The sequence below is a fragment of the Endozoicomonas sp. SCSIO W0465 genome, assembly GCF_023716865.1.
GTDB lineage: Bacteria > Pseudomonadota > Gammaproteobacteria > Pseudomonadales > Endozoicomonadaceae > Endozoicomonas.
The window spans coordinates 4,654,711-4,678,673 of sequence record NZ_CP092417.1 but is presented as its reverse complement, the minus strand read 5'-3'; the positions used below and the strand labels follow the sequence as shown (position 1 = coordinate 4,678,673).

Genomic DNA, 23,963 nt, shown 5'->3' with positions numbered 1-23,963 from the left:
CCGTTGCCCATGAACCTCTCTGTTAATGTTAATAATTTGAAAATAGTGGATTAGCGGAATTTGCAGTAGATGCAGTTCCCCAACTGCTGACTCCAATTGGAACTTTCGTAAAAACTTCAGGTCACATTAATAAAGGAACTTCGGCTCAGGGTTTCAGTATTGATAGGAAATTGGAGTGAATTATGGACGTTCAGATTGGCGGAGACTCAGCTAAATCTTTATTTAACCCGTCGGAAAAAAAGATACGGCCAGATCATCAGCCAAAGCCAGTGGCTATCGGCGCTGAAATCGTTAAAGTGGATTTACCTTCATCTCAGGTTCCGGTGTCTGGCAAAAAAAGGACCGTATGCTCGACGGGTTCATTACAGTCAAAGCCCACCCGCTCCTTCGATTTTCGTTTTGTTACCAATGATAACCAGGTTCGATCGCTTTTATCAGCACGGACCCACGATGAAAATCGGGATGTGGTGATTATTTCCCATCCCGATGACCTGTTACAGGCCAATCTGGTGAGCCGGTTGAGCATTTCCGGCGATGGCTGTCATTCTTTGCAACCGGGCAAGCTGTTTGTCGCTGACCGGCCATTGACCCTCGTTATTGATATCCGAACCCTCACCAGTGAGGAACTGCCCAGGTTTAATGATTTACTGGACCCGGACAACCCGTGTCTGTATGACCGGGTGAGCCAGAAGAAACGCCCCCCGGGGGACCATATTGCTCTGCTGGTGGTGGCAGACCCTGAACAGTTGGCAGCCGTTGGCAAGAGTGACGAAGCACCGGGGGCTGATTTCTGGCGGCGCATTAATCGACCGGGGAATACCTGGCAGTTTGACTCACTGGCCGGTAATGGCCAATCCATGGAGAGCGGCGATGTACCTCTGGTCGATGTACCTCCGGTACTGGCTGAATTCCCCGATGCTATGGGTGCTTCCGATGACGCTTCCGATGACGCTTCCGATGACGCTTCCGATGACGATAGTATTGTCGTTATTGACTGTCATTTGCACGGCAGCTGGCGACAGCTGCTGTTCGGTGGCCCCGGAGTGGATCAGCAGGGGCGAATCCAGCATATTCCGGGCAAGCTTGAGCAGTTGCAGGCCGGGCAACGGGTGATTCTCAAAGGCGCCAACTGGCAGGATCTGGCATTTGAACAGACGATGCGCCAGCTGCTGGCGCACAAGCACTACGAGAGCAACGGGATTCTCTGTCATTTGCCGGACGATGTTCAGTTTTACCAGATGCCGTCAGGGGTTGATGAGCTTTACTCGCTGTTCCGGACCGTGACTCAGGGGGAGGAGAAGCGTGAGAAGGGGCTTTCCCGTAATCCGCCAGGCAACCCGTTAATCATTAACCAAGGCAATATTACCGAATGGTTGAACCCCATTGCCATCGCCCGGGAAGGCTATGCCGTACCGAACACCCGTCTGTTGGAACGGATTCAGGCCGGTGATGTGGTGACGGTGACGTCTCCCCTCAGTGAGGCGTTATGGTTCCGTTTGCTGGGTGCACTTCAGACTATCCGCCAAACCACAGGTGTAGAGCCCTGCCTTCAGGTTGCCTGTACCAGGCAACAGCCGAAGGCTCTCCGGTTGGTAGAAAATGAGGAGCAGCTTCTGCCCATTAACCTTCACCAGGCGGATAAGTGTGGCGATCATACCCTCTTTAGTGCGGTCACTTACCAGCAACAGGCTCAGGCTACTCACTGGATAAACAGCCAGCAGCAAGCCCCCCTGGTGATTCAGGTCCATGAGCAGACCAGCTTCAGCCAGCTGTTTGACAACATCCATATGACCTCGGAGAAGAGTGGCTATTTTGGTCGCCGTCAAAGTGGCTTACAAGCGGCCCTGACCGCTGGCAGGCCCGTGGTATTCCGGGGTCTGGAGAGCAGCCCAAGGCTCCAGCAGCTGCTGGAACCTATGATGTGCGGGCAACCGTTGCTGGTTCATGGCCAGTTACAGGCTTACCCACAAGCCCGTGTCACACTGCTCTGGCCTGAGGGTGCGCAAAGCCCATCCCCGGTGTGGCGTTCGATGATCGCTGCCGGTGAACCCTGTCCTGAGCTGGATATCTGGGATATCACGGCAGTAAATCATGGTATTCCCCGGGCTGAGTTGCCAGAGCAGGTGCTTGACCAACTCTGCGCAGCCTTCGCCACCGTACCTGCCAACCTTTGTAACCCGCTGCCGGCAATCACACAGGGGTTGCTGAACAACCTGGTACTGGCTGCCCGGCGGGCGCAGCAGGTTGATCGTGCCCCGCAGCTGCAACCCTGCCACTGGCGCAAGGCCATCGATAGCGTATTCACCCATGGCACCCGGCAGAATCGGTCAGTGCGTGATTTTATGAAGGTGGCTTGTTGGCAGTTATTGCCGGATGCAGAAGATACTGCCTGGGTAGATCCCGATGGTTTGCACGCTGTGATTAACAGTGCCCGGCGTCTGGACCGGGATTTTGTTGAGCAGAATGTGTGGCAATTGGCCAGAGCCTTTGGTCCGGCGGTATTTGCCAATACTGAATTTAAACAGCTGAACCTGTGCTATCCACATCCATTTAACCTCGGGATCTGTGTTGAGTTTTTAGACAGTCTGTGTGCCTTGATTGTGGCCTGGGTACCTCCGGCACAACGACATTCTGTGGCTTGTCGGCTTAAGATAGACCCACAGAAGTCCGGGCAATATCAATCGTTATCCGTCAGGCCCTGCCATCAGATGAAACGGCTGGAAGATGCCCTGGCTTCTGGCTGGCAGTTACGCCCGTCATCCGCCAGGACCCGACATGATGCCATTCATGCCCTGGCCGCTGACTGTTTTGACATCAGCACAGGAACGTGGGTAACAGCAAATCACGAAACAGAGTGCATTGGACGTATAGCACAGCGCCTGTCTCAATCACTTGATTGGAAAGGTTCCGCTGATCCGCCATGGTCGTTGCTGGCCCGTGATCTTTATTATGGTTCGATGAACCAGAAGGACCGGGAGCATCGTCGTTTATCCAGGCTCCATGACCGGCTTGTGGACTCCCCCGTCATTTTTTTGCAGGGGGAGACAGGGGCCGGTAAAAGTTATTTTGCCGCCAGGATGGCCGGGGCATCCGGAGGGGCTTCGGTGATGTCTCTCGGACCTTCCGACAGCGAACAGACCCTGATGAAACGCTGGCAATGGCAAGAGCAAGCTGATGGCGACCGTTGTATGGCGCAGCAACATCGGGCACTGATGGAATGGGCCCATACTCAGCCCGACAAAGACGGACGGTATGTCACCCTGGTGCTGGATGAAGCTAACCTGGCGAACGCCGGGTTGTTGGCTTCTCTGAATGGTTTATGGGAACCGGAACCTTGTATCTATGTTAACGGTCACCCGGTCAGGGTGAGCACCCGGCACCGGGTGATCCTGACCGGTAACCCGGATCATTATGCCGGGCGCCAGTTAGATCCGGCACTGAAAGAAAAACTGCCCGGGGCCTACTACCCGCCGTTAGACATGGCTTTTCTCAGGGACCGGGTGGTTGAGCCTGCCCTGCTGCGGCAGTTACAACGGCATTTGCCAGAACAGCAAGCAGGTGACATTGCGCATCGCGCCACCGACAGTGTGATGGCCCTTTGGCAGTATTATCCGGAATGTCTGCCGGAGCATGCGTTTACCCCCAGGGACCTGACGGATATTTGTAGCTGGGTGGGTTGGTATCTGGACCGTGGGTTACCGGGTATGTACGGCCCTGTCACCCCGGAGCAAATGAACGGCCTGGTCTTGCAGAGCTTTCGGGATGTCCTGGGGGCGGAAGTGATGGATGAGAATCAGGCGTTCAGGACGGCACTGGAACTGTGGTTTTCTGCCCGTTACCCGGTGGACAGCACCTTGAGTGACCGCGTTCATAATCAGACCTTGGTGGATATACAGCGAGCGTTTATGCAGGTGACTGCACAAACCCGGCCTGAGTTTGATACCTCCGGTTCAGCGGTCAGTGAGCTGGTGCGTCGGCTTGGGCAGGATGTCAGCCGGTGTCAGCAGGCGCATCATCTCGGCAGGCCACATGGCGGCCGTCAGGCGACCTTGATTGAAGGCCCGGCCGGGCGGGGCAAGGATGTTACCCTGAACCTGTTGCTTGACAGTGTCAAACAGCAGGCTGAGCAACGGGGCGAATCCATGCCGGAGATATTTACCCTGAATGCCTGCGACTGCTCCTGGGACCAATTATGCGCAGCCATTGCGCATGCAAAAGTCAATGGCGGCATCGTGGTCATTTCTGAAATGAATCTGATCGATAGCCAGCATCTGGAAGGGGAACTCAACGATATTCTGGCCGGTGATGCCCATCCCGGCTTCCACCTGTTTGCCACCACCAATCCCCCTGAGTACAGCGGCCGAAAGCCACTGTCACCGGCGTTGAAAGGGCGTTTCAGGCATGTGCCTATCCGGCAATATAATCCGGCTGAACTGCAGACCATTGTGGCAAAAGTATTGCCACAAACGCCTCAGGGCAAGTCCGTGGCTGAACAGTTAACACGCTGGCACTGTCGATTGCGGTGTTGTTTACAACGGCAAAAACGGCCGTTGCAGCCCACCAGTCTTGACCTGCAAAATGTGGCCAGGGCCGTCATTAACGGTGGGGATTTTACCGAGCATGGGGTGCGTCAATGCATCCATCATCACTATCAGCTGTATCTGATGGCGGCCAAAAGATCCCTGGACGAACTGCCGGAATTACCGGCTACGTCGATGGGCAAAAGCGTGGTTGATCATACATTGTGCGATTGGCTCAACCGAACCGTTTCTGCTATTGACCGCCCCTGGTTGATACGTCGCAATGATGTCAACTGTCTCAATGAAAAACGCCATGTGATTGATGTTAAAGCGCATCTGAGTCAAGCAGAAGCGCGAACGGAAATGATCAGGATGGTGGCTCAGGCCCGGTGGCAGGCATCGGGACTTCCCCTCATGCCGGATTCCAGTGATGTGCTGATCCAGGGGCTTTATCGACACTGGCAGCGTCATTGGTTCAATCAAGAGTTTGGACAGACCGGAGTGGACGCCAATACGGTTTTTGCGCTGACCAATCAACAGGAACAAACGCTGAAAATGCAGGCTAACCAACCGCATCTGAAGGAGGCTGACAAGCAATTAAGTACATGGGATTCCAGCGATGTTTTTCTGTGGCCTGCTTTTTGGAGTAAATTGTCCCGGATAGCACTACATCCCATCAGTCAACATGCCCGGAACCGAAATGAGCAGGATACTCGCAAGAGTCCGGCCTGTGATGAGGTGGATTCCGGGAACACAGCGGGTAAGAAGCGCACTGGTCGTTTGAAAAAAATACTTGGGGGTCTTGTTTGTGGCCTTGGTGGTTCCAGTGCTGGTTCTGATTTCGAGGCAGTCCCTTATGACCGTTCCAGGTCGACTGTTTATAGGCTGGATTTTGACACCGATTATCAGCAGCAAGAGAAACCCCAGATAGAATGCAGAAAGTATTTTAATGATGATACTGCTCCCTGTATGTATCGCTTGTGTGTCGATGATATGGACGTGGATAGTCAGGGTAATATTTTATTTCGTGTTCTGGAACACGGGGAGTATGGTCTTGAAACGGTGTTTCCCTCCATGCTACCAGAAGGAGAACTCGTCCTGGACGAAGGACAGTGTCTTGGACGTGTTGACCACCTCGATGTGCGTGAGAATAAGTATTACCTCCTCCCGGGCCTGAACCCTGATGAAACGATCCCTGCTTTGCGAATAACACCATCCATGGATTTTCAGTTGAGCAAAGACCGTTACACCGGCCTTCACGCGTTGTATTTTTCCGATACTATTGATCACCAGCAGATTTCCATTGATTTTGTTGTAGAAAAGAGAAATGTAAAATCATCGGTCGAAGCGTTGGACTTGTTTCAACAAGCGGGCGATGCAAGGCCAGATGGCACTGTTTCCGGACCCATGAAATTACAATTAACCAGGTTTTTTGACGGCTTTGAAGCATCCACTATGCCGGAGAATCAAAAGAAGCAGATTCGTCTCATTCAGCGGGCAGAGACTCTGGACGATCGTATTACAGCAATAGCAAGATATTGCAGTGATTTTAAGGGCATAGAAAAGTATAAACACAATGGTGATGATGGCGGTTTTTTTCATTTTCTGCTCTGGCGCAGACAGGGACGCTGTGTGCACAGAGCGCCCATATTTGTGGCGCTCTGCCGCTATTTCGGAATTCCCGCCCGTATGGTAACAAGTCCAGGCCACAGATATCCGGAGTATTCTGCGGATGGCGGTATTAACTGGCAGTCAAAGGACCTTGGAGGCGCTCCGGTAAATGAAACACTAATCGAGCCTGTCTTTCAGCCTTGCAAGCGAGGCAGTTATTCCAGCACTGAGTCAGGGAAGATAAAGGATTTCCTGAAAGACGCTACTTTGGAACAACAGCAGAGTCTGGCCAAAGCGTGCAATCTGAGTCTTGAGCGGCTGCAAGAAATCGTTGATGCAGGGTATACGACAGAAATACTTCTAGATACCAAACGGGTGGTATTGAATCTTTGGAGAGAAAGCAGCCTGGCCGGTTTGTCTGTAAGTGTCGCCATGCTGGAGGCAAAAGCGACATTGAGCCGGGAAGAGAAGGCGTTGATTGGTGATGTGGGTGTTGACGTTGGTAAAATGCTGAAGGCAAAAGCGACATTTAGCCGGGAAGAAGTGGAGCGGTTGATTAGTGACATGAATGTTGACTTGAGCAGGGAAGAAGTGAAGCGGTTGATTCGTAACCTGAATGTTGATTTGAGCTCGAAAAAAGTGAAGCGGTTGATTCGTGACCTGAGTGTTTACGGTCGTAATACCGTTAAGCCGTTGTCGGATGCTGTAAGAACAATATTGCTCAACAGCGATGAAGACCAGGTGACCCAACTTCTCAGGGCGCTCCATTCAAAAATGTTGGTTCATGGTGGCGCAAGCTCTCTTGACTGGCTGGGTTCAATCGTGGGTATACTCAGCGGCAGTGATTTTGCACGCCCTTCGGTTATTCACTTTGCCCATGAAGCCTTGGAATCGGGTTGGTTAGATCCACAGCCAACCGGCGATAGCCCGATTACCAGTGAGCATTCTGGCGTGTTGCGGGTATTGGTGTGCCTTGAGGGTGTCGATGGTCTGAAGACTAAGGCTGGCAGTTGCCTGAAAAAGTGGTATGAAAGACTATTTTCCATAGAAAAAAATAGCAAGATATGGCAGCGTGCTTATAAGGACTATCAACAGGATCAGAGCGATCCCTTTGTCGTGACCCACTGTCATGGTGGGGCTTCCTCCTTCCTTGAAACAAAAATTGCCAGCACCGCTTTACAGGCTACATGGACTAATGAACCTGAGGGTGTGCCAGTCATCGAACGATTGTTGATGCATGATCCCGCCTTTCCCCGGTTTTTCTTGGGCAAGGCTAACCAGCGTCCGGTGATTATCGTGGGGCAACCTTCTTGGTCCAGAACAGATGCAGATGAAAAGGTCAAAGCCCTGCTTCAACAAACAATTGAGAACAATTCAGCATTAAAGGAGCTAGCAGAAAAACAGAATAAATATGACGAAATGTTAGAAAAACGCAACGGTGAGCTGAAAGCATTGCAGAAGCACTATGATCAAAAAGGTTCTAAAGAGCATGCGAGCGATGATGATTATGAGGAAGAACGCCAAGATATCATTAGTCGATACCAGCCAGCTCTGGAATCCCTTGATGTGCCATACATCGAAACTCGAATTTTCCCTATATTAAAAGATAAATATTGGCAAGCGATTCAGCAGGCCTTCAGTCATTACCTCTATCGAATGACACATTCGAATGATGGTCGTTTAACGTATTGCTGGGGTGATGCTCGCTTCCGATCTGCTGATCTGGAAAATAACTATGGAGCACATTCTCCATCCTCACCAGAAGAGCTGCATGCCATGATGACTGAAATCGAAAGTGACGTCTGTTTTACGAGTTTTGCCAATGATACTTACCTGCGGGAGGTGTTCAACGCCAGTAATGCTCTGGTGCTCAAATCCAATGAGCTGACAAAAATTGCTGAAGAGTTTGTGAATAGTGTGGATTTGAGTTCGATTTATGACTCACGGGAATACGTGATAACTCCTCAACAGGCCAAAGGTGCCATTGTTGAACCACCGTTGCCCATGAACCTCTCTGTTACTGATTTGAAAATAGTGGATTAGCGGAATTTGCAGTAGATGCAGTTCCCCAACTGCTGACTCCAATTGGAACTTTCGTAAAAACTTCAGGTCACATTGATAAAGGAACTTCGACTCAGGGGTTCAGTATTAATAGGAAATTGGAGTGAATTATGGACGTTCAGATTGGCGGAGACTCAGCTAAACCTTCATTTAACCCGTCGGAAAAAAAGATACAGCCAGATCATCAGCCAAAGCCAGTGGCTATCGGCGCTGAAATCGTTAAAGTGGATTTACCTTCATCTCAGGTTCCGGTGTCTGGCAAAAAAAGGACCGTATGCTCGGCGGGTTCATTACAGTCAAAGCCCACTCGCTCCTTCGATTTTCGTTTTGTTACCAATGATAACCAGGTTCGATCGCTTTTATCAGCACGGACCCATGATGAAAATCGGGATGTGGTGATTATTTCCCATCCCGATGACCTGTTACAGGCCAATCTGGTGAGCCGGTTGAGCATTTCCGGCGATGGCGGTCATTCTTTGCAACCGGGCAAGCTGTTTGCCGCTGACCGGCCATTAACCCTTGTTATTGATATCCGAACCCTCACCAGTGAGGAACTGCCCAGGTTTAATGATTTACTGGACCCGGACAACCCGTGTCTGTATGACCGGGTGAGCCAGACGAAACGCCCCCTGGGGGACCATATTGCTCTGCTGGTGGTGGCAGACCCTGAACAGTTGGCAGCAGTTGGCAAGAGTGACGAAGCACCGGGGGCTGATTTCTGGCGGCGCATTAATCGACCGGGGAATACCTGGCAGTTTGACTCACTGGCCGGTAATGGGCAATCCATGGAGAGCGGCGATGTACCTCTGGTCGATGTGCCTCCGGTACTGGCTGCATTCCCCGATGCTATGGGTGCTTCCGATGACGCTTCCGATGACGATAGTATTGTCGTTATTGACTGTCATTTGCACGGCAGCTGGCGACAGCTGCTGTTCGGTGGCCCCGGAGTGGATCAGCAGGGGCGAATCCGGCATATTCCGGGCAAGCTTGAGCAATTGCAGGCCGGGCAACGGGTGATTCTCAAAAGCGCCAACTGGCAGGATCTGGCATTTGAACAGACCATGCGCCAGCTGCTGGCGCACAAGCACTACGAGAGCAACGGGTTTCTCTGTCATTTGCCGGACGATGTTCAGTTTTTCCAGATGCCGTCAGGGGATGATGAGCTTTACTCGCTGTTCCGGACCGTGACTCAGGGGGAGGAGAAGCGTGAGAAGGGGCTTTCCCGTAACCCGCCAGGCAACCCGTTAATCATTAACCAAAGCAATATTACCGAATGGTTGAACCCCATTGCCATTGCCCGGGAAGGCTATGCTGTACCGAACACCCGCCTGTTGGAACGGATTCAGGCCGGTGATGTGGTGACGGTGACCTCTCCCCTCAGTGAGGCGTTATGGTTCCGCTTGCTGGGTGCACTTCAGACTATCCGCCAAACCACAGGTGTAGAGCCCTGCCTTCAGGTTGCCTGTACCAGGCAACAGCCAAAGGCTCTCCGGTTGGTAGAAAATGAGGAGCAGCTTCTGCCCATTAACCTTCACCAGGCGGATAAGTGTGGCGATCATACCCTCTTTAGTGCGGTGACTTACCAGCAACAGGCTCAGGCTACTCACTGGATAAACAGCCAGCAGCAAGCCCCCCTGGTGATTCAGGTCCATGAGCAGACCAGCTTCAGCCAGCTGTTTGACAACATCCATATGACCTCGGAGAAGAGTGGCTATTTTGGTCGCCGTCAAAGTGGCTTACAAGCGGCCCTGACCGCTGGCAGGCCCGTGGTATTCCGGGGTCTGGAGAGCAGCCCAAGGCTCCAGCAGCTGCTGGAACCTATGATGTGCGGGCAACCGTTGCTGGTTCATGGCCAGTTACAGGCTTACCCACAAGCCCGTGTCACACTGCTCTGGCCTGAGGGTGCGCAAAGCCCATCCCCGGTGTGGCGTTCGATGATCGCTGCCGGTGAACCCTGTCCTGAGCTGGATATCTGGGATATCACGGCAGTAAATCATGGTATTCCCCGGGCTGAGTTGCCAGAGCAGGTGCTTGACCAACTCTGCGCAGCCTTCGCCACCGTACCTGCCAACCTTTGTAACCCGCTGCCGGCAATCACACAGGGGTTGCTGAACAACCTGGTACTGGCTGCCCGGCGGGCGCAGCAGGTTGATCGTGCCCCGCAGCTGCAACCCTGCCACTGGCGCAAGGCCATCGATAGCGTATTCACCCATGGCACCCGGCAGAATCGGTCAGTGCGTGATTTTATGAAGGTGGCTTGTTGGCAGTTATTGCCGGATGCAGAAGATACTGCCTGGGTAGATCCCGATGGTTTGAACGCTGTGATTAACAGTGCCCGGCGTCTGGACCGGGATTTTGTCAAGCAGAATGTGTGGCAACTGGCCAGAGCCTTTGGCCCGGCGGTATTTGCCAATACTGAATTTAAACAGCTGAACCTGTGCTATCCACATCCATTTAACCTCGGGATCTGTGTTGAGTTTTTAGACAGTCTGTGTGCCTTGATTGTGGCCCGGGTACCTCCGGCACAACGACATGCTGTGGCTTGTCGGCTTAAGGTAGACCCACAGAAGTCCGGGCAGTATCAATCGTTATCCGTCAGGCCCTGCCATCAGATGAAACGACTGGAAGATGCCCTGGCTTCTGGCTGGCAGTTACGCCCGTCATCCGCCAGGACCCGGCATGATGCCATTCATGCCCTGGCCGCTGACTGTTTTGACATCAGCACAGGAACGTGGGTAACAGCAAATCACGAAACAGAGTGCATTGGACGTATAGCACAGCGCCTGTCTCAATCACTTGATTGGAAAGGTTCCGCTGATCCGCCATGGTCGTTGCTGGCCCGTGATCTTTATTATGGTTCGATGAACCAGAAGGACCGGGAGCATCGTCGTTTATCCAGGCTCCATGACCGGCTTGTGGACTCCCCCGTCATTTTTTTGCAGGGGGAGACAGGGGCCGGTAAAAGTTATTTTGCCGCCAGGATGGCCGGGGCATCCGGAGGGGCTTCGGTGATGTCTCTCGGACCTTCCGACAGCGAACAGACCCTGATGAAACGCTGGCAATGGCAAGAGCAAGCTGATGGCGACCGTTGTATGGCGCAGCAACATCGGGCACTGATGGAATGGGCCCATACTCAGCCCGACAAAGACGGACGGTATGTCACCCTGGTGCTGGATGAAGCCAACCTGGCGAACGCCGGGTTGCTGGCTTCTCTGAATGGTTTATGGGAACCGGAACCTTGTATCTATGTTAACGGTCACCCGGTCAGGGTGAGCACCCGGCACCGGGTGGTCTTGACCGGTAACCCGGATCATTATGCCGGGCGCCAGTTAGATCCGGCACTGAAAGAAAAACTGCCCGGGGCCTACTACCCGCCGTTAGACATGGCTTTTCTCAGGGACCGGGTGGTTGAGCCTGCCCTGCTGCGGCAGTTACAACGGCATTTGCCAGAACAGCAGGCAGGTGACATTGCGCATCGCGCCACCGACAGTGTGATGGCCCTTTGGCAGTATTATCCGGAATGTCTGCCGGAGCATGCGTTTACCCCCAGGGACCTGACGGATATCTGTAGCTGGGTGGGTTGGTATCTGGACCGTGGGTTACCGGGTATGCACGGCCCTGTCACCCCGGAGCAAATGAACGGCCTGGTCTTGCAGAGCTTCCGGGATGTCCTGGGGGCGGAAGTGATGGATGAGAATCAGGAGACCATGATCGCACTGGAACTGTGGTTTTCTGCCCGTTACCCGGTGGACAGCACCTTGAGTGACCGCGTTCATAATCAGGCCCTGATGGATATACAGCGAGCGTTTATGCAGGTGACTGCACAAACCCGGCCTGAGTTTGATACCTCCGGTTCAGCGGTCAGTGAGCTGGTGCGTCGGCTTGGGCAGGATGTCAGCCGGTGTCAGCAGGCGTATCATCTCGGCAGGCCACATGGCGGCCGTCAGGCAACCTTGATTGAAGGCCCGGCCGGGCGGGGCAAGGATGTTACCCTGAACCTGTTGCTTGACAGCGTCAAACAACAGGCTGAACAACGGGGCGAGTCCATGCCGGAGGTATTTACCCTGAATGCCTGCGACTGCTCCTGGGACCAATTATGCGCAGCCATTGCGCATGCAAAAGTCAATGGCGGCATCGTAGTCATTTCTGAAATGAATCTGATCGATAGCCAGCATCTGGAAGGGGAACTCAACGATATTCTGGCCGGTGATGCCCATCCCGGCTTCCACCTGTTTGCCACCACCAATCCACCGGAATACAGCGGCCGAAAGCCACTGTCACCGGCGTTGAAAGGGCGTTTCAGGCATGTGCCTATCCGGCAATATAATCCGGCTGAACTGCAGACCATTGTGGCAAAAGTATTGCCACAAACGCCTCAGGGCAAGTCCGTGGCTGAACAGTTGACACACTGGCACTGTCGATTGCGGTCTTGTTTACAATGGCAAAAACGGCCGTTGCAGCCCACCAGTCTTGACCTGCAAAATGTGGCCAGAGGCGTCATTAACGGTGGGGATTTTACCGGGCATGGGGTGCGTCAATGCATCCATCATCACTATCAGCTGTATCTGATGGCAGCCAAAACATCCCTGGACGAACTGCCGGAATTACCGGCTACGTCGATGGGCAAAAGCGTGGTTGATCATACATTGTGCGATTGGCTCAACCGAACCGTTTCTGCCATTGACCGCCCCTGGTTGATACGTCGCAATGCTGTCAACAGTATTGATGAAAAACACCATGTGATTGATGTTAAAGCGCATCTGAGTCAAGCAGAAGCGCGAACGGAAATGATCAGGATGGTGGCTCAGGCCCGATGGCAGGCATCGGGACTTCCCCTCATGCCGGATTCCAGTGATGTGCTGATCCAGGCGCTTTATCGACACTCGCAGCAACATTGGTTCAATCAAGAGTTTGGACAGACCGGAGTGGACGCCAATACGGTTTTTCCTCTGACCAATCAACAGGAATCAGTGCTGAAAATGCAGGCTAACCAACCGCATCTGAAGGAAGCTGACAAGCAGCTAAGTTCATTTTGGAGTAAACCGTCCCGGAGAGGATTAAACCCTGTCAGTCAACCTGCCCGGAATCGAAATGAGCAGGATACCGGGAACAGCCTGGCTGGTGAGGAAGTGATTTTTGGAAACTCAGGGAGTCAGAAGCACACTGGTTATTTGAAAAAATTATTGAGTGGTCTTCTTTGTGGCCTTGGTGGTTCCAGTGCTGGTTCTGATTCCGAGGCAGTCCTTTATGACCGTTCCGGGGCAACTGTTGATTATGTGGATTTTAATACCGCTTCTGATCATAAAAAGGTACCACAGCAACAATGCAAAAAGACCTACCGGGCCGTGGGTAATCAGGGCGGCCCTTCCCGGACAACTGTAGATGATCTGGATTTTAATACCGCTTATGAACATAAAACAGTGCAACAGATGCAATGCAAAAAGACCTTTAATGATAATACCAAGCCCTGGATGTATCGTTTGGAGGTCTATGATGTGGCCGTGAATAATCAAGGTAACATTATAGAGCGTTGTTTGGGCGGGGAATATGGTTTTGAAATAGTGTTTCCCGCAATGCTGCCTGAGGGAGAATTAACCTTGGCCAAGGAGCAGAGTCTTGGTGTTGAGTGCTGCTATGTGAATAAGGATAAGTACGTTTACCTGCCGGGTCTTAACCCTGATGAAACAATCCCTGCTTTGCGAATAACACCATCCATGGATTTTCAGTTGAGCAAAGACCGTTACACCGGCCTTCACAGGGTGCATTTGCCAGATGCCAATGATCATGAGCCAATAACCGTTGCTTACCTTGTAGAAAACAGAGCTAAAGAACGTTCAGGTGAAAAAAACTCAGCCGACGCGTTGAGTCTCTTGCAGCAACCTGGTGATGCAAGGCCAGACTGCACTATGTCTGAACCCATGAAAGTACAATTAAGTGAGTTTTTTAAAGGCTTTGAAACATCCACTATGTCAGGCCATCAAAAAGAGCAGATTCGTCGCATTCAGTCGGCAGAGACTCTGGATGACCGTATTGATGCGATAGCAAGATATTGTCATGGTTTCAGGGGAACGAAAAAGTATAAACATCATGATGGTGGTTTTTTTGGTTTTCTGCTGAGGCACCGACAGGGGGCCTGTCGGCACAGAACGCCCATATTTGTGGCGCTCTGCCGCCATTTTGGTATTCCTGCTCGTACCGTAAAGAGTGAAGTCCATGCCTATCCAGAGTATTCACTGAATGGCGGTATTAGCTGGCAGTCAACGAATCTTGGCGGCGCTCCGGCAGAGCTAACCGTTATCAAGCCTGCCTTTCAGCCCTGCAAGCGTGTCCATTGTTCCATCACTGAATCAAAGAGAATAAAGGATTTCCTGAAAGACGCTACTGTGGAACAACAGCAGAGACTGGCCAAAGCGTTAGGGCTGGGGCTTGAGGCGTTGAAAACCCTTGAGGCCGGCTGTGTATTGCCAGATCTAAATATCAAAGAGTTGTTAAAGAAGCTTTTGCAAGCAAGAGACTTAACCGGTTTGGCTATGAGTATCGCAATGCTGAAGGCGCAAGCGGCGTACGGGGAAGAGAGTTTTTTAATTTATGATGTGTTTTATAACAGATTCTCAGGTGACTCCACACCGTTATCGGAGACAGTAAAAAAAATGTAACTGTTCAGCACCCCCACATAAATCTGGAATTTTCTGATTTTTATACCATCCTCTTAAGCACCATTTTTCCACAATATTCGCCAGCATGATTCCAGAACTACCCGCAACTATGTCGGCTGAGATTCTCTTGAAAGAGAATGCAGAGCTGCGGATGAGAGTTGCCTGTCTGGAAGAGCGATGTCGAGAATTGGAAGAAAAGGTTGGCAAGAACAGTCAAAACAGCAGCAAGCCGCCATCGTCTGATGGTTATCAAAAACCTTGTAAAAACAGTAATTCTCCAGATCATTCTGACGACCTTTCCGCAGATAAAGGTACCGATCCATCGGATGAAAAACCCAATCCTAAAAGTCTGAGACAGTCTTCTGGTAATAAAGCCGGTGGAAAGAAAGGGCATCAGGGCACTTGTCTTAAACAGGTCGATATCCCTGACTATATTGAGTACCTTCCGGTTAAAGAATGCAATAAATGTCAGGCGTCTCTTCTTGATAGTGAGCCGGTCAAATATATTGAACGACAGGTGTTTGAACCAGGGAGACCGGGTGAATTTGAAGTAACGGCCCATAGAGCTGAAGTAAAAATCTGCACTTGTGGTTGTCGGAATCAGGCTGAATTCCCGGAAGGTGTTACCGCTGCCGCACAATATGGCTCAGCCACACAGGCTATGGCCGTCTATCTTAACCAATACCATTTCCTGCCTTTTAAGCGCGTGTCAGAGTATTTTAATACTCTCTATAAAATGAGTGTAACTATTCAGCACTGAGCAAAGGCATATTACAGTAATTCCGAACAGCTCTATGAAGTGATTGATATATGTCCATTCCCTGTTTTCTGGCAGACGACAAATAGCTGCGAATCCGTGCAAACATAGAACCACCGTCTGCACTCCTGAAGCAGCCTGAGATTTTCTGCTTTAACTTGGCCATTCGAACATCCCGCTCACTGCCATTGTTATCGAAGGGAATGGTAAAATCTGACATGAAGCGCAGTGTCTCAGCCTTGAACTCAGTGAGTCGTTTGAAGAGATTGTAAGCTTTAGTATTCTTGACTTTCTTGCGCTTAAGCTCCTCTCGTTGCTTCTCCATATAGACGACTTCTTTCATTAGAGCCCGCTGAAGCAACCGGTCATAAATCTTCTCGATTCGTTCACAGACAACACTTGGCATCTGTAGCATACCTATGGTCTTAAAGCCCTTGCAGTAATGCCAGGAAAGCCTCAGTAGCTTCATCAATCGCAACGCCAGTTGATTGCTGTCCCTATCAACAACACCCAAAAGCTCCCTCAGGTGATGGGCATTGCAAAGTACGTGAGTTGCCGCATATGCAAAATAGGATTTCCAATGATCATGAACCAGAACGCCTGCAAATGTTAGCAGTATGCCCATCGTGTCCATGGCCTCACGACCTCGCTTTTCAGACAAGTAGTAGAGCGTCCATTGTTCATCCCGCATAACGTGTAGCCAGTGCAAAGAGCCCTCGGCCCGCATACCCGTTTCATCGGCTCCGGCAACAGACGATTCCCGCAAGGCGTCACGAATAACCTCTTCAGTAGAAGCCAGATTTTCATAGGTTCTGGCCACAAAATTGGCGACAGTGCCTGCACTTACACTCATTTTATAGAGAGTATTAAAATACTCTGACACGCGCTTAAAAGGCAGGAAATGGTATTGGTTAAGATAGACGGCCATAGCCTGTGTGGCTGAGCCATATTGTGCGGCAGCGGTAACACCTTCCGGGAATTCAGCCTGATTCCGACAACCACAAGTGCAGATTTTTACTTCAGCTCTATGGGCCGTTACTTCAAATTCACCCGGTCTCCCTGGTTCAAACACCTGTCGTTCAATATATTTGACCGGCTCACTATCAAGAAGAGACGCCTGACATTTATTGCATTCTTTAACCGGAAGGTACTCAATATAGTCAGGGATATCGACCTGTTTAAGACAAGTGCCCTGATGCCCTTTCTTTCCACCGGCTTTATTACCAGAAGACTGTCTCAGACTTTTAGGATTGGGTTTTTCATCCGATGGATCGGTACCTTTATCTGCGGAAAGGTCGTCAGAATGATCTGGAGAATTACTGTTTTTACAAGGTTTTTGATAACCATCAGACGATGGCGGCTTGCTGCTGTTTTGACTGTTCTTGCCAACCTTTTCTTCCAATTCTCGACATCGCTCTTCCAGACAGGCAACTCTCATCCGCAGCTCTGCATTCTCTTTCAAGAGAATCTCAGCCGACATAGTTGCGGGTAGTTCTGGAATCATGCTGGCGAATATTGTGGAAAAATGGTGCTTAAGAGGATGGTATAAAAATCAGAAAATTCCAGATTTATGTGGGGGTGCTGAACAGTTACAAAAAAATATTGTCCAATAGCGATGAAGATCAGGTGACCCAGCAACTCAAGAAGCTCCATTCAAAAACGGTTATACCAGGAAGAGAAAGCTCTGGCCAGTGGGTGGGTTCAATAGTAGATATAATGAAAGACAGTGATTTAGCCCATTTTCCGGTTATTCATTTCGCCCATAAAGCCTTCGAATCGGGTTGGTTAGAGCCACCGTCGACCGATGATAGCGATATCTATCTTATGGAAGCTCGTAACCATCATGACCTGTTGGTGCGCTTCGGGGGTGTCGATGAACTGAAGACCAAAGCTGCCAGTTGCCTGAAGCAGTGGTATCAGGAACTATTATCCAGGGAAAAAAATAGCCAGTATTGGCAGTATGCTTATGAGTGCCATCAAAAAAATCAGAAGCATCCCTTTTTCGTGACCCACTGTCATGGTGGGGCTTCCTACTTCCTTGAAGAAAAAATTGCCAGCACATCTTTACAGACCTCATGGACGGACGAACCCGATGGCGTTCCGGACATCGAACGAATGTTGGTGCATAATCCCGCCTTTCCCCAGTTTTTCTCTGGCAAGGGTAACCATCGTCCGGTGATTATCGTGGGGCAACCTTCCTGGTGCAGCCCGGTTTTTAACGAAAAGGTTGAAGTCCTGTTACAACGAAAAATTGAGAACAATTCAGAACTAAAAAAAATATTTTATATAATGAATATACATAATGAAGTGTCTGCGCAACGGCAATTTGAGTTGAAAAAATTACATAAACAATATTACCCCGATGGTTCTGAAGAAATTAGGTCGCCTGGCAACCCATGCATTCAATTGGATGGCCAACCTAAAAAAGCAGTGGAAAAGGCGTTTGAGGAAAAAAAACAAGAGATCAATAGGAAGTATTGGAGAAATACCCTCCCTGATGTGACATTTAGGGAGAGAGAGTCTATCAGTGATTTAGAAACACAATGTAAGCGAGCGATTCAGCAGGCCTTCAGTCATTACCTCTATCGAGTGACACACTCGAAGGGTGGTTGTTTGACGTATTGTTGGGTTGATGCTTCTTTTAAGTCCGTCAGGGGCGAGAGTACGCAGAACTATGGTACTCATGAACCATCCTCACCAGAAGAGCTGTATGCAATGATGTCTCAAATTGATAGCCCTTCCTGGTGTGAAAAATCTGTCAACGATACCTACTTACGGCAGGTACACAATGCAAGTAATGCTCTGGTGCTTAAACCCGATGACCTGACAAAAATTACTGAAGAGTTTTCCAATAGCGTGAATTTGGGGCTGCTTTATGACTCATTGTAGATATTGATTCGTCTGATCATCATTCAAACTGCCAGCTCTGTTTTTGGAGCTGGCAATTGATGAGTGGTTAAAACGGAAACTTTTTGCCACCACCGGGAGGCATCATGCCGCCCATGCCGCCCATGCCGCCGGGAAGCTGCCCTTTCATGGCCGACATGCCGCGCATCAGTTTGCTCATGCCGCCTTTTTTAGTGACTTTTTTCATCATTTTACTCATCTGCTTATGTTGCTTGATGAGTCGGTTGATGTCCTGGATCTGGGTGCCGGAACCGGCAGCGATACGCTTTTTGCGCGATCCGTTCATGATGTCCGGGTTGGCTCGCTCAGCAGGGGTCATGGAGTTGATGATGGCTTCCATCTGGACAAAGATTTTATTGTCCATCTGGCCCTGAAGCTGGGGCGCCATGCCACCCATACCGGGCAGTTTGTCCATCATGCCAGTGAGGCCGCCCATCTTCTTCATTTGCAGGAGCTGGTCGCGGAAATCTTCCAGATCAAAACCTTTGCCTTTTTTCAGTTTGCTGGCCAGCTTGTCGGCCTTACTGCGGTCCAGCTTGCGTTCGGCTTCCTCAATCAGAGAGAGGATGTCACCCATGCCGAGGATCCGGGAGGCGATACGATCCGGATAGAAAGGCTCCAGGGCATCGGTCTTCTCACCCATACCGATAAACTTGATGGGTTTGCCAGTGATCTGGCGAACCGACAGTGCTGCACCACCACGGGCATCACCATCCGCCTTGGTCAGGATGACACCGGTCAATGGCAGGGCATCACCAAACGCCCTGGCGGTGTTGGCGGCATCCTGACCCGTCATGGCATCCACCACAAAGAGGGTTTCGATAGGGTTGATGGCGCTGTGCAGTTGCTGAATTTCAGTCATCATGTCGTGATCGATATGAAGACGACCGGCGGTGTCGACAATCAGGACATCAGCGTGCTTGATACGGGCTTCATGAACCGCACCGTTAACAATGTCTACAGGCTTCTGGTCCGCAGTAGAGGGGAAAAAGTTAAGGCCGGTTTCCCGGGCCAGTGTTTCCAGCTGTTTGATCGCTGCCGGACGGTATACGTCGGCACTGACCACCATGACTGATTTCTTCTGGCGCTCTTTCAGCCATTTACCCAGCTTGGCAACCGAGGTGGTTTTACCGGCCCCCTGAAGACCGGCCATCAGGATGACGGCTGGTGGCTGGGTAGCCAGGTTCAATTCGTCATTGGACGAACCCATCACCTCAATCAGTTCATTCTGGACAATTTTGACAAACGCCTGGCCCGGACTGAGGCTGGACTGAACCTCCTGTCCGATGGCGCGTTCCTTGATCCGGTTGATGAACTCCCGAACCACCGGCAGGGCAACGTCCGCTTCCAGCAGGGCCATGCGGACTTCACGCAGGGTGTCCTTGATATTGTCTTCGGTTAGCTTGGCCTTTCCGGTGACGGTTTTCAGTGTACGGGAGAGGCGTTCGGTTAAATTTTCGAACATTCTGGGAATTACCCTGATCTAAGGTGTTTAAGCAGTTGAAGGCACAGAATGACGATTATTATATAGGAATCGAAACTAAAGCGGCATTCATTTCAGTGGATCGGTTTAACGGTTGTTTGTCTAGCGGCATTTAATATGACAAACTGCCAGAGCTGCTTTTCGTAGAAGCCAATGGACAAAAAGGGCTTCCTGCTTTCTATTTTTTTGCTGCTTTGGGGATAATAGGCTTCGCTAATGGGTGTCATTTTCGTCAGTATGGGTGCGCTTGGTTGCTATCTGGCAGGCACGGTTGGGCAGGGGTTGCGAAACGGCGGGCGTGAAGTGCCCAAATTGCCGGTGCTGTTGATTACCGCCCTTGGCCTGATTTTCCACGTTATTGCGTTATACACCTCCATCCATACTGATCGGGGCATCAACCTTGGCGTGTTCACCATGGGGTCGCTGACCGCCATGATGGTGACCATGATGGTGTTACTGAGCAGTTTGAAAAAACCATCGGAAAGCCTGCTGGTCATGATTCTTCCGGTCAGCATGTTGGCCATTGTGCTGGCCCTGTTGGCACCGGTTGAACATATTGTCTGGAATCCGGCATCATCGATGGTTTCCCATGTGCTTTTCTCGGTGATGGCTTATGGCATCCTGATGGTCGCTGCATTTCAGGCCATTTTGCTCTCCTATCAGGAGCACAAGCTGCGTACTCACCGACATACCATCAGAACCTTGCCGCCGTTGCAGACCATGGAACGGCTGCTGTTTGAGTTTCTGAGTCTTGGCGTTATTCTGCTGACTTTCTCACTGGGTAGCGGTTTTCTTTTCCTGGAAGATATGTTTGCCCAGAAACTGGTGCATAAAACCGTATTGTCCCTCACCGCCTGGTGTCTGTTTGCGGCCCTGTTGGTTGGTCACTGGCGTTTTGGCTGGCGGGGGCAAACAGCCGTTCGCTGGACATTGGCGGGCTTCGTGATTCTTATACTCGCTTATTTCGGCACCAGGCTGGTCCTTGACTGCGTGATTTCCGGGCAGCACTGCTTTTAACCGGCGTAATTAAAACCCTGAACGATAGAGCCGCCTGGCCAGTATGGCACTGGCAAACATTGCCCGGTTATATGCCTTTGAAACTTTTCGGCTTTATGATTGAACTGTGGCGGGTTTATCGGGTCAGTATCAGTGTTTCATTAATTCATTATCTGGCTGATTGAATAAAAATGAACACCCCCCCTATGGCAACTCCCGCATCAAACCACTCTGCTTTCACCACTTCTCCAGCTACTGCTGCTAGTGAGCCGTTAATGGACGGCAGCAACAGAAAACGCTATTTCTCCGGACAGAGGGTTCAACCCGTTGATAGCGAAAACAGGCACAATCAAGAGGATTTCAGATCGCTGTTTTGCGAACAGGAACAGCCTTCGAAAAAACAACGGGTGAATACCGGAGGGACTGGCATCTCAACATCGACTGCGCGGGCTCCAGTTCTACCACTGGTGAGGTATGATGTCAGTGCCTCTCGATCTGTGGCTGTCGTCTACCCACAGCCAATGGACATTGACCCGGGTGAAGATCCCTCTTCTTTATTGTCTGCTGAATTGTCTGCGGAACAACCGACAGAGCAATCGGTATCATTAAGTGTTGACCGGGAGCCGGATCACAGCGAAATCATTGCAAAGTTTACCGCCGCCCATCAACATCAACTCAGGCTATATTTGCGCCGTCCGGGCGTCAAAACTTTACTGTCTAACGCCAGCACACTACTGAAGACTCTTGAGGAGAAAGGGATTCAGTTATCCATGAATAGAGGTACCCCCCCCCTACCGACTCTCTTTTCAACACTTAAGCTATTCAATATTGATACGGAATATCAGGTTTGTTCAGGGTATTTTCAAAAAGCCGGTGTTTTTTTTTCGGCTGTGGGCAATACAATGAACAACACTGGTTGTTTAACCAGCATGCTGTATAGCAAGGGCAGTGTGATTCTGTTTACGAGGATGGCAGATGAGGATGTAGCCTCCATTGCTGCCAGTCCATTTTTAAAGCAAATTTCCTCCATGTGTAATCGCAAAGGCTTACCGGCCAGGACGAAAGTGGAAGCTTTCCTGACGATGGGCTGCCTGAAATCGGGTTGGCAGGGTATTGATGAGGCGGTTAAGGACAAGCCCCTCGATCGGGCACTGCTCATCAACATTTCCTCCATATGTCATAGCAAAGGCTTACCGGAGAAGGCGAAATTGGAAGCCTTCCTGAAACTGGCTTGCCTGAAAAAAGGATGGCAGGGCGACAACGAGGCTGTTAAGAACCGGCCACTCGACCGGGCACTGCTCAGCAACATTTCCTCCATGTGTCAGGCCAAAGGCTTACCGGAAAAGGCCAAAGTGGAAGCCTTCCTGAAGTTGGCCTGCCTGAATGAAGGATGGCAGGGTGACGATGAGGCCGTTAAGGGCAAGCCCCTCAATCGGGCACTGCTTAGCAATATTTCCTCCATGTGTCATGGCAGAGGCTTACCGGAAAAGACGAAAGTGGAAGCCTTCCTGAAGTTGGCCTGCCTGAAAGAAGGGTGGCAGGGTGATGACGAGGCCGTTAAGGACAGGCCGCTCCACCGGGCGCTGGTCACCAACATTGCCGCCATGTCTTCTTGCAAAGGCTTACCGGAAAAGGGAAAAGTGGAAGCCTTCCTGAAGCTGGGCTGCCTGAAACAGGGATGGCAGGGCGATGACGAGGCCGTCAAGAACAAGCCCCTCGACCAGGCGCTGCTCAGCAACATTTCCTCCATGTGCCATTTCAAAGGCTTTCCGGAAAAGGTGGAAGTGGAAGCCTTCTTAAAGCAGGCTTGCCTGAAAGCGGAATGGCAGGGCGATGACGAGGCCGTCAAGAACAAGCCCCTCGACCGGGCGCTGCTCAGCAACATTTCCTCCATGTCATCTGGCAAAGGCTTACCGGAAAAGGCGAAAGTGGAAGCCTTCCTGAAGCTGGCCTGCCTGAAAGAAGGATGGCAGGGTGACGATGAGGCCGTTAAGGGCAGGCCGCTCGACTGGGCGCTGGTCACCAACATTGCCTCCATGTTTTCTCGCAAAGGCTTACCGGAAAAGGGAAAAGTGGAAGCCTTCCTGAAGTTGGCCTGCCTGAAAGAAGGGTGGCAGGGTGACGACGAGGCCGTTAAGGACAGGCCGCTCCACCGGGCGCTGGTTACCCACATTTCCTCCATGTATCATGGCAAAGGCTTACCGGAAAAGGCAAAATTGGAAGCCTTCCTGAAGTTGGCCTGCCTGAAAGAAGGGTGGCAGGGTGACGACGAGGCCGTTAAGGACAGGCCGCTCCACCGGCCGCTGGTCACCCACATTTCCCCCATGTATCATGGCAAAGGCTTACCGGAAAAGGCAAAATTGGAAGCCTTCCTGAAGTTGGCCTGCCTGAAAGAAGGGTGGCAGGGTGACGACGAGGCTGTTAAGGGCAGGCCGTTCCACCGGGCGCTGGTCACCCACATTTCCTCCATATGTAATGGTAAAGGCTTACCGGAAAAAGCAGAAGTGGAAGCCTTCCTGAAGCTGGGCTGTTTGAAAGAAGGATGGCGAGGTGACGACGAGGCCGTTAAGAACAAGCCGCTTGACTTGCTACTGATTTCCAATCTTTCCCTCATGTGTCATAGCAAAGGCTTACCGGAAACAGCGCAAGTGGAAGCCTTCCTGAAGCTGGGCTGCCTGAAAGAAGGATGGCAGGGCAATGACAAGGCCGTTAAGGGTAAGCCGCTTGACCGGGCGATGGTCTCCAATATTTCCTCCATGTGTCATGCCAGAGGCTTACCGGAAACAGCCCAAGTGGAAGCCTTCCTGAAGCTGGGTTGCCTGAAAGAGGGATGGCAGGGCATTGATGAGGCCGTTAAGGATAAGCCGCTTGACCGGGCACTGGTCACCAATATTTGCTTCATACATCATGGCAAAGGCTTACCTGAAAATGCAAAGTTGGAAGCCTTCCTGAGGCTGCGCTCTTAACACTCT

At 51.2% G+C, this 23,963-nt stretch carries 8 protein-coding genes; 6 read left to right on the top strand and 2 right to left on the bottom strand.

Going from position 1 to position 23,963, the window contains the following annotated elements:
- The first annotated feature begins 269 nt into the window (after positions 1-269).
- From MJO57_RS20925 to MJO57_RS20915, 3 genes are all read left to right on the top strand, one after another.
- A complete protein-coding gene (locus tag MJO57_RS20925) occupies positions 270-8,174 on the top strand; it encodes an AAA family ATPase (protein ID WP_252018458.1) in 7,905 nt (2,634 codons plus the stop codon).
- Between the two features lie 215 nt (positions 8,175-8,389).
- Positions 8,390-14,848 (top strand): AAA family ATPase, encoded by a 6,459-nt coding sequence (locus tag MJO57_RS20920; RefSeq protein ID WP_252018457.1) that lies wholly within the window; start codon positions 8,390-8,392, stop codon positions 14,846-14,848.
- Positions 14,849-14,933: 85 nt separating this feature from the next.
- The gene (locus MJO57_RS20915; RefSeq protein ID WP_252018052.1) at positions 14,934-15,608 is read left to right on the top strand and encodes a DUF6444 domain-containing protein; all 675 of its coding nucleotides are present in this window, start codon (positions 14,934-14,936) and stop codon (positions 15,606-15,608) included.
- Here the strand turns inward: MJO57_RS20915 and MJO57_RS20910 are convergent.
- Positions 15,595-17,109 (bottom strand): IS66 family transposase, encoded by a 1,515-nt coding sequence (locus MJO57_RS20910; protein WP_252017330.1) that lies wholly within the window; start codon positions 17,107-17,109, stop codon positions 15,595-15,597. The genes MJO57_RS20915 and MJO57_RS20910 overlap by 14 nt on opposite strands.
- 74 nt (positions 17,110-17,183) lie before the next feature.
- Between MJO57_RS20910 and MJO57_RS20905 the strand changes: the two genes are divergently transcribed.
- The gene (locus MJO57_RS20905) at positions 17,184-18,494 is read left to right on the top strand and encodes a hypothetical protein (protein WP_252018456.1); all 1,311 of its coding nucleotides are present in this window, start codon (positions 17,184-17,186) and stop codon (positions 18,492-18,494) included.
- Between the two features lie 67 nt (positions 18,495-18,561).
- Here MJO57_RS20905 and ffh read toward each other — a convergent pair whose 3' ends face one another.
- The gene (gene ffh / locus MJO57_RS20900) at positions 18,562-19,977 is read right to left on the bottom strand and encodes a signal recognition particle protein (RefSeq protein WP_252018455.1); all 1,416 of its coding nucleotides are present in this window, start codon (positions 19,975-19,977) and stop codon (positions 18,562-18,564) included.
- 234 nt (positions 19,978-20,211) lie between these two features.
- On the opposite strand from ffh, the gene MJO57_RS20895 reads away from it, so the two are divergent.
- Positions 20,212-21,012, top strand: coding sequence for an inner membrane protein YpjD (locus MJO57_RS20895; protein ID WP_252018454.1), 801 nt, complete (start codon positions 20,212-20,214; stop codon positions 21,010-21,012).
- Between the two features lie 476 nt (positions 21,013-21,488).
- A complete protein-coding gene (locus MJO57_RS20890) occupies positions 21,489-23,957 on the top strand; it encodes a hypothetical protein (RefSeq protein ID WP_252018453.1) in 2,469 nt (822 codons plus the stop codon).
- The last annotated feature ends 6 nt before the right edge of the window (positions 23,958-23,963 follow it).